This is a genomic window from Roseovarius halophilus (ex Wu et al. 2025) (assembly GCF_047086965.1).
In genome coordinates, this window is sequence record NZ_JBKOTX010000249.1 from 1 (window position 1) to 6,887 (window position 6,887).

A 6,887-nucleotide genomic window follows, 5' to 3' on the forward strand; every position below is an offset into this window, starting at 1 on the left:
CCGTCGCAACTTCGCAACTCACGGCCCCTTCCCGATGTCCGCTTTTCCTGCCTGGGCCAACTTGCCACGCCAACGCGGCGAAGGTCCGTTGTCCGCCCTTTATGTAGAATGCCGCGTGTGCGAAGATGATGATCAGGCCGGGTTCACCCCAGCCTTTTCCGGTGCGGCGTCAGTTACCGAGTTAAGGAACGTCTGCAGCAAATCGCCGGACAGGGCTCCGGACCGGGCCAGTTCCGTTGCCATGGACGTGAGCACCGACCTGTTTTCGATGAGCACCGTCGTAGCGTGGTCTTCTGCGGCATCGAGCCGGGCCCGGACACGGGCCTGCAGGGCGCGGTCGAAGCGGAGCCGCTCGACCCCGCGCTCGGGCGGGCCGTGCCAGACAGGTCCGGCCTCGCCGAGCCCGAGGCTAAGCTCGATTGCGACGGCGCGCCGGGTGGCGTCGGCGAGATCGCTGTCCTCCTGACCTCCGGCGCCGGCACTGGGCTGACCAAGCATCAACCGTTCTGCAGCCCGGCCTGCAAGAAGGCCGGCGATATCGGCCTCAAGCTCCTCGCGGTAGAGGCCAGACGGCTTGGCCGTCATGCTCGCCTCGCCGCCCGCCGCCGTCAGGCTCAGAAGGTTGACAGTTGCTCGCCCCGTGGCGTGAGCGACGATCGCGTGACCACACTCGTGGACTGCGACTTGCCACCGCAAACCGGGATCGAGCGGGGGGCGACGGTCGCTGATCGCCGCAATCAGGTCATCAAGGCTCAGGGCTCGGCGGGCCCTGCGGGCCGTTCCGCGCGCATCGCGGACCGTTGCGGCAATTTCGGCGCCGGACATCCCGGTCGCGATCCCGGTCAGCGCGCCCAGCTCCGCATCGGCGAGGTCGCCGCTCAAGTGCCATCTGAACGCCTGCGGCAGCAAGTCGGGCGTCGGCTGGCGCATGGTCAGGGTCTGGTCGAACCGTCCCGGGCGCCTGAGCGGCACCACGCCGCCCGCGTTCCTATCTGATCGAGCGGCGCAGCACTGGCCGGAACTGGCCCGCCTGCTGGCCGGTATGAACGTCTTGAGCGACGGCGACCTGATCGCCCTGGGGCTGCTGTGCGAGACGCTTTGCGAGTGGATCGAGGCAGGCCAGACAATCGCGCAGCATGGCGCGACCTATGAGGCCGTGACCGAGGCCGGGGCCACAATGCACCGGGCGCACCCGGCAGTGGCGCAACGTGCCGACGCCGCGCGCCGCGTGCAATCGCTGCTTTCCGAATTCGGGCTGACACCATCGGCCCGCGCCAAGGTGCAGGGCTTGCCCGATCTGCCCGGCGATGATCCGGCGCGGGAGTATTTTGCATGACCGATCATTTGCCACCCGACGCCCGCGCCGCACATGGCCGGATGCTCGACGCCTTCGATGCGATGATGACGGGCGCTATCAGGCGCGCAGGCGAGGCGACAGAGGCCAAGGCCCGGCGCGAGGGCGCAACGCCTCACGAAGCCGCGCAGGCCGCGCAGGACCACGTTAACCGGCTGCTGATCGAGATGACCCGCGAACGCGCCCGGCTTGAAGCCGAGGGGGCGCGGCGGCAATGACGCGCAGCCCTGAAAGCCGACTCTGGCACGCTATCCTTGCTCACGGCTTGCATGACGCTGCACGCGGGCAGGATACCGGCTGGATAGGCTCGCCCGACTTTGCGGCGGTTTGCGCGCTTGCCGGGCTGGACGCCGAGGCGGTGCTGACACGCTTTGACCCCGAGCGGTTTCGACGGCTCATTAAGGCCGCGTGAAAAACCTTTATGCCGCCGATCTGACCGCGCCATGATACCGGATGATGACTTTTGCTTTCTCGCTTCGCGGCGCAAGAAATCCTGAACCCCGTCTATCGGTATCGCCGCCCGCGCGGGGCTGGGCACGGGGACCGCGTGTAGCAATGTAGCGAGTGTAGCAGGCCCTTGCCCATGAAATACGCCAAGCCCTTTTCCGGCATATTCCGGCTTAATCCGCGTTAAGGTGGGGGATATCTTGGGGGCGCAACTTTGCTAATTTCCTTTATTTTCAAGGGCTTAAGTTGGCAAAATGGCGGACCGAGGAGGATTCGAACCCCCGACCCCCTGATTCGTAGTCAGGTACTCTATCCAGCTGAGCTATCGGTCCGCTGCTGGAGCGTGTATCCCCTGAGACGTGACGATGCAAGGGGGCCTGAAAGGAAAATCCTACCGCGACAGGATATCGCCTCGGGGCAGGCTGATATGGAAAGTCGTGCCCTCTTCTCCCGTCGCTGCAAGCGTCAGTGTGCCGCCATGCCCACGGACAAGTTCGGCCGAGATCGTGAGGCCCAGGCCGGCGCCGCCCTTGCTGCCGCGGCCCTGGAACGGTTTGAAAAGGTTGTCACGCGCGGTGCGTGGCATGCCGGGCCCGGTGTCTGAAATCCTGATGAGCCATTCATTATCCGTTTCGTCGGCACTGACATGGACGGTGCCGGGCTGCCCAGAGGCAATGATCGCCTGCCGCGCATTGCGCACGAGGTTCGCGATAACGCGATATAGCTGTTCCTGATCCGCGCGCACCGTCAGGGCCGGGGGCAGATCGACCGTGAATCGAACCTCCGACCCGGCGGTGGCCAGACGTTCGTTTTCGAAGACGTCGTTCACGATATCGGCCAGCTGGAAACGCGTCAGCGTCGGCGCGGGCTCTTCCGCCTTGCCGTAGGCCAACGTCGATTCGCAAAGGTTGACGGCGCGCGAGATCGAGGTCACGAGCTTCGGCGCCAAGCGTTTGACGGCCGGGTCCTCGCTCGTCTCGATACGGTCCATGAACATCTGGGCCGAGGTGAGAATGTTGCGAAGATCGTGGCTGACTTTCGCAACGGCGCTGCCCAGTTGGGCCAAGTGTTCCTTTTGACGAAGGGCACCCGTCAGCTGGGTTTGCATTGATTGGAGCGACTCCTCGGCCTCCCTGAGTTCGGTCACCGCGGCTGATGGCCTGATCACGCGGCGGGTGTCCTCAGGGGCCTCGGCGTAGGACAGCATGTGACCCACGACACGTTTTATCGGGCGCACGAGATAGCACTGGACGGCGAGAAAGAGCAGCCCTGCCGTGATCACGGAAATCACCAGCGACAGAAACAGGATCCGTAGTCCGTAATCTATCATCGCGCTGCGCAGTTCTTGGCTGTCGAGGGTGACTTCGATGAGCTGCCCGCCCATTTGCGGCGGTGTGCCCATGACACGTATCGCACTGGGGGCCGGGTTGGTCAGGCGTGCCATTGCATCATGGATCAGGTCGAAGGCAGTCGCGTCGCGCAGGTCGTACGAGGCCCCAACAGCACCCGGAATCGGGGATGACAGCACGAGCTGCCGTGACGCATCGCGCCGCAGCACAACGTTGTAGACGCCGGCGTTGCGCAGGAGCTCCCCCTCGAGGTCGCCGCTGATCATGTCGTCCGCCAACAAGGCAAGCGATGCGATATGTGCGCGCTCGATACGGTTGATGAGGAAGTCCTCGCGGAACCGCGCGATGGATGGAACGAAGATCAGGATCTCCGCCAGCATGACGAACACGGCGGTCAGTAGAAGAAACCGTCCCGAGAGTGAATTGAGCACGCGCATCCCGTTTTTGTACTCCGATCAGGGGAGCCAGCGCTGGATCAAGCCGACCACCCGTTTCACCGCGGCACTTTCGAACAATTTCGGCGCAAAGAAGGCGCCCGCGGCGCGTTTGCTGATCTCGCCGACAGTGGGATAGGGCGACACCATCCCCGCAACCTGTTTCATTTTCATGCGGTTTGCCAGCACCAGCGCCCACAAGTTTATGTGTTCGCCGGCCTGGTGTCCCACGATTGTAACGCCGACGGGCCGGCCTTTCACCACCATGACCTTGATGAAGCCGTCTGCTTTGCGTTCCGCCAGGGCGCGGTCATTATGGTTATAGGGAAACCGAACCACTTCGACCTTGTCGCCATGAGCCTTATGCGCCTGTGAGTCTGTCTGACCGACCTGTGCAAGCTCGGGCTCGGTGAACGTGACATGGGGAATGTGGCAGGTGTGATGCTTTGCCGGCAATCCAAGGAGGGCGGACCGGATGATCAATCCCGCATGATAGCCCGCCACATGCGTGAATTGCAGTCCCCCCGCGACATCACCGATCGCGTAGACCCGCTTGTTCGTCGTTTTGAGCGACCCATCCACCTGGATGCCACGTTCCGTCGTATCTATGCCGGCGGCTGGAAGATCGAGCCGGTCGATATTCGGCCTGCGCCCCGTCGCCACAAGCAGGTGGCTGCCGCTGTGGACCTGCCCGTCCTCGCCCGTGACCTCGATCGCGTTCCCGTCCCGCCGTACTTCGCGGGCCGCCGTGCCCTCGATGATCGTGACACCTTCCGCGCGAAGGGCGTCGAGCACGACGGTAGAGGCTTCGGGGTCTTCGGGGGCAAGCGCCCGCGCCCCCTCGATGAGTGTGACATCACAGCCAAGCCGGCGATGCGCCTGCGCCATCTCGATCCCGATGGGGCCGCCGCCAATGATGATCAAGTGCCGTGGTTTCTCTTTCAGCTCGAATATCGTTTCGTTCGTTTCGACCGGAACCGTGTCGAGCCCCGGAACAGGTGGTACGGCGGGGGAAGAGCCCGTCGCGATCACGATCCGGCGCGCGGTGATCAGGGTTTCGCCTGCCTGTACGCTGTTCCGGCCGACGAAGCGGCCATAGTCGCGGATCACCCGCACGCCCAGCCGTTCGAAGCGCTCCTGGCTGTCATTCGGGCGGATCTGCGCGATCACGTCTGCCACATGATCCTTGGTTGCCGCGTAATCCACCGCCGGGGCCGCATAGGTGACGCCGAACCGCGCGGCAGCGTCACGGGCATGGGCGGCCTTGCCCGCGGCGATCAGGGCCTTGGAGGGGACGCAGCCGTAGTTCAGGCAGTCGCCACCCATGCGCCCGCCTTCCAGCAGCGTGACATCAGCACCCATTTGCACGGCACCTGCGGCCACTGACAACCCGCCGGAGCCGGCCCCGATGACCAGAAGATCCGTTTTGACGTGCATGGCTCAAATACCCTTTTTCGCCCGGATTTTCTTGATCAGGATCGGCAAGGCGGCCAGCAGGCACAAACCGGTGATGGGGCCGATGACATGGGGCTCCCACAGAAGCGAGAGGTCCGGGTTCTCGCCGCGGTCGAAGACCTCCCCGACGCCGACGCCGACCCACGTGAAGACGATGGCACCCGGGACGATGCCGAGGACCGTCGTGAAAACGAAACTGGAAAAGCGTACCCCAACAAGGGCGGGCAGGAGGTTGGCGACGAAAAACGGCACAACCGGGATAAGGCGGATCAGGAAAAGTACCGATATTTCATGCTCGTGTAGCTCCTTCTTGAGGCGCTTCAGGGTTCCTTCCGACGCATCTATGCGCGTCGTGAGCGTCTGGCCCAGCCCCATGCGGGCCGCAAGAAAGATCGCGACGGCGCCCAGCGAAGCAGCCGCCACGTTCAACAGCGTGCCGACGGTGATCCCGAACAGAAATCCGCCGGTTATAGATGCGACAGCCGCCCCGGGGAGCGACAAGGCAACGATCACGAAATACGACGCGACGAACACGACCGCGAGAATAATGTAATTGGCATCGCGGTATGCAAGCAGCGCCTCACGGTTTTGGCGCAAGGTCACAAGGCTGAGGTGGTCGCCAAGGGCAAGATAGCCAAAAGCGGCCGCCATGAGAATCAGGATCAATGGCAGGTGACGGACCCACGCCGGGCGTTGGTGGCGATCAACGTGTTGCATTTAAGCTTCCTGGTCATTGGCTTGTTTCCGGCCTAGATGCGGTAATTGCAAGGAAATGCCCAGAGCCTTCACACTTGGTTGATGACAAGTGACCGCTCACCGCGCCACTGCGTTCGAACCGTGCGAATTCTTCCGGCCGGTGACATGTTATCCCGAGATGGTGAAAAGTATCGCGGTGTGTTTGACTTGTCAGCTGCGGAGCCGTATAGAGCGCCGTCACAACGAGACGGGCTCGGCGGGATCCTTGTTGGCCCGCCCGCCAAACTGACCGGAGAACCGAGCGATGAAACGCACCTACCAACCCTCGAACCTGGTCCGCAAGCGCCGGCACGGGTTCCGTGCCCGCATGGCCACCAAAGCGGGCCGCAAGATCCTGAACGCGCGGCGTAGCCGTGGCCGTAAATCGCTGAGCGCCTGAGGCGCAACAAGGGTTCATGACCATGACACCGCCGGCCGTCTCCGACCGCGAACGGGGAAGGGGAACACCGGCGGTTTATGTTGTTTTGCAGACACTTAAAAAGCGGTCTGACTTTCTTCGCGCTGCGCGGGCCGGCCGGCATGTGGCGGCGTCCATGCTTGTGCAGGGGCGCGCGCGGGATGACGGCGACCCGGCGGTTCGGGTCGGGTTCACCTGTTCCAAGAAAGTTGGGAACGCGGTGGCGCGCAACCGGGCGAAACGGCGGCTGCGGGCCGTCGCGCGCGAAGTCTTGCCCGGCATGGCGCGCCCGGGGTGGGATTACGTGTTGATCGGGCGCCCGGATGTCACCGTAAAATGCCCGTATGACAGGCTGAGAGCCGACTTGGCGTTGGCGCTCAAGCGACTGCATCAAAAGAGAAAATGACACTTCTTGCGCATATCCTGTCATGGCCGGTGCGCGCCTACCGGCTGATTCTCTCGCCCTGGGTCGGGCATCACTGCCGCTATTACCCGACATGCAGCCAGTATGCGCTGGACGCGCTGGAAAAACATGGTGGTCTCCGGGGGGGATGGCTGGCGCTCAGGCGGATCGCGCAATGCAATCCGTGGGGCGGCTGCTGGTGCGCGGCGTGCTGCGCGTCTTCGGCGTGGCCACGGATCCCGACACCAACATCCTGGCCCTGCGCGACGAGATCGCCGGGGCGCTCCAGCTG

At 63.8% G+C, this 6,887-nt stretch carries 9 protein-coding genes, 1 tRNA gene and 1 pseudogene; 6 read left to right on the forward strand and 5 right to left on the reverse strand.

The features are described 5' to 3' along the window. Positions 1-132: 132 nt before the first annotated feature. Complete coding sequence (locus ACH107_RS28420; RefSeq protein ID WP_412509105.1) at positions 133-930, reverse strand: hypothetical protein; 798 nt, start codon at positions 928-930, stop codon at positions 133-135. Between ACH107_RS28420 and ACH107_RS28425 the strand changes: the two genes are divergently transcribed. From ACH107_RS28425 to ACH107_RS28435, 3 genes are read left to right on the forward strand one after another with little or no spacing between them, the layout of a single operon-like run. Beyond that, on the forward strand, positions 929-1,336 hold the full coding sequence (locus ACH107_RS28425) for a phage terminase small subunit P27 family (RefSeq protein ID WP_412509106.1): 408 nt from the start codon (positions 929-931) through the stop codon (positions 1,334-1,336). The genes ACH107_RS28420 and ACH107_RS28425 overlap by 2 nt on opposite strands. Continuing rightward, on the forward strand, positions 1,333-1,572 hold the full coding sequence (locus ACH107_RS28430; protein ID WP_412509107.1) for a hypothetical protein: 240 nt from the start codon (positions 1,333-1,335) through the stop codon (positions 1,570-1,572). The genes ACH107_RS28425 and ACH107_RS28430 overlap by 4 nt, the downstream gene beginning before the upstream one ends. Next, positions 1,569-1,766, forward strand: coding sequence for a hypothetical protein (locus tag ACH107_RS28435; protein ID WP_412509108.1), 198 nt, complete (start codon positions 1,569-1,571; stop codon positions 1,764-1,766). The genes ACH107_RS28430 and ACH107_RS28435 overlap by 4 nt, the downstream gene beginning before the upstream one ends. 290 nt (positions 1,767-2,056) lie before the next feature. Here the strand turns inward: ACH107_RS28435 and ACH107_RS28440 are convergent. The 4 genes from ACH107_RS28440 to ACH107_RS28455 all read right to left on the reverse strand — a co-directional run bounded on the left by ACH107_RS28440 (position 2,057) and on the right by ACH107_RS28455 (position 5,756). Further along, positions 2,057-2,133, reverse strand: a tRNA-Arg gene (locus ACH107_RS28440). A gap of 59 nt (positions 2,134-2,192) precedes the next feature. Then, positions 2,193-3,581 (reverse strand): sensor histidine kinase, encoded by a 1,389-nt coding sequence (locus ACH107_RS28445; protein ID WP_412509109.1) that lies wholly within the window; start codon positions 3,579-3,581, stop codon positions 2,193-2,195. A gap of 24 nt (positions 3,582-3,605) precedes the next feature. Further along, on the reverse strand, positions 3,606-5,021 hold the full coding sequence (locus ACH107_RS28450) for a dihydrolipoyl dehydrogenase family protein (RefSeq protein ID WP_412509110.1): 1,416 nt from the start codon (positions 5,019-5,021) through the stop codon (positions 3,606-3,608). A 3-nt stretch (positions 5,022-5,024) separates the two neighbouring features. Beyond that, positions 5,025-5,756 carry a TVP38/TMEM64 family protein gene (locus ACH107_RS28455; RefSeq protein ID WP_412509111.1) on the reverse strand — a complete coding sequence of 244 codons (732 nt, stop codon included), beginning with the start codon at positions 5,754-5,756 and terminating at the stop codon, positions 5,025-5,027. Positions 5,757-6,039: 283 nt separating this feature from the next. On the opposite strand from ACH107_RS28455, the gene rpmH reads away from it, so the two are divergent. From rpmH to yidD, 3 genes and pseudogenes are all read left to right on the forward strand, one after another. Beyond that, positions 6,040-6,174: a 50S ribosomal protein L34 gene (rpmH, locus tag ACH107_RS28460; protein WP_317708263.1), complete on the forward strand. Its 135-nt coding sequence runs from the start codon at positions 6,040-6,042 to the stop codon at positions 6,172-6,174. An 85-nt stretch (positions 6,175-6,259) separates the two neighbouring features. Next, positions 6,260-6,598 carry a ribonuclease P protein component gene (gene rnpA / locus ACH107_RS28465; protein ID WP_412509112.1) on the forward strand — a complete coding sequence of 113 codons (339 nt, stop codon included), beginning with the start codon at positions 6,260-6,262 and terminating at the stop codon, positions 6,596-6,598. Further along, a pseudogene (gene yidD, locus ACH107_RS28470) lies at positions 6,595-6,789 on the forward strand (membrane protein insertion efficiency factor YidD); the annotation flags it as partial. The gene rnpA and the pseudogene yidD, both read left to right, overlap by 4 nt. Positions 6,790-6,887: the final 98 nt, after the last annotated feature.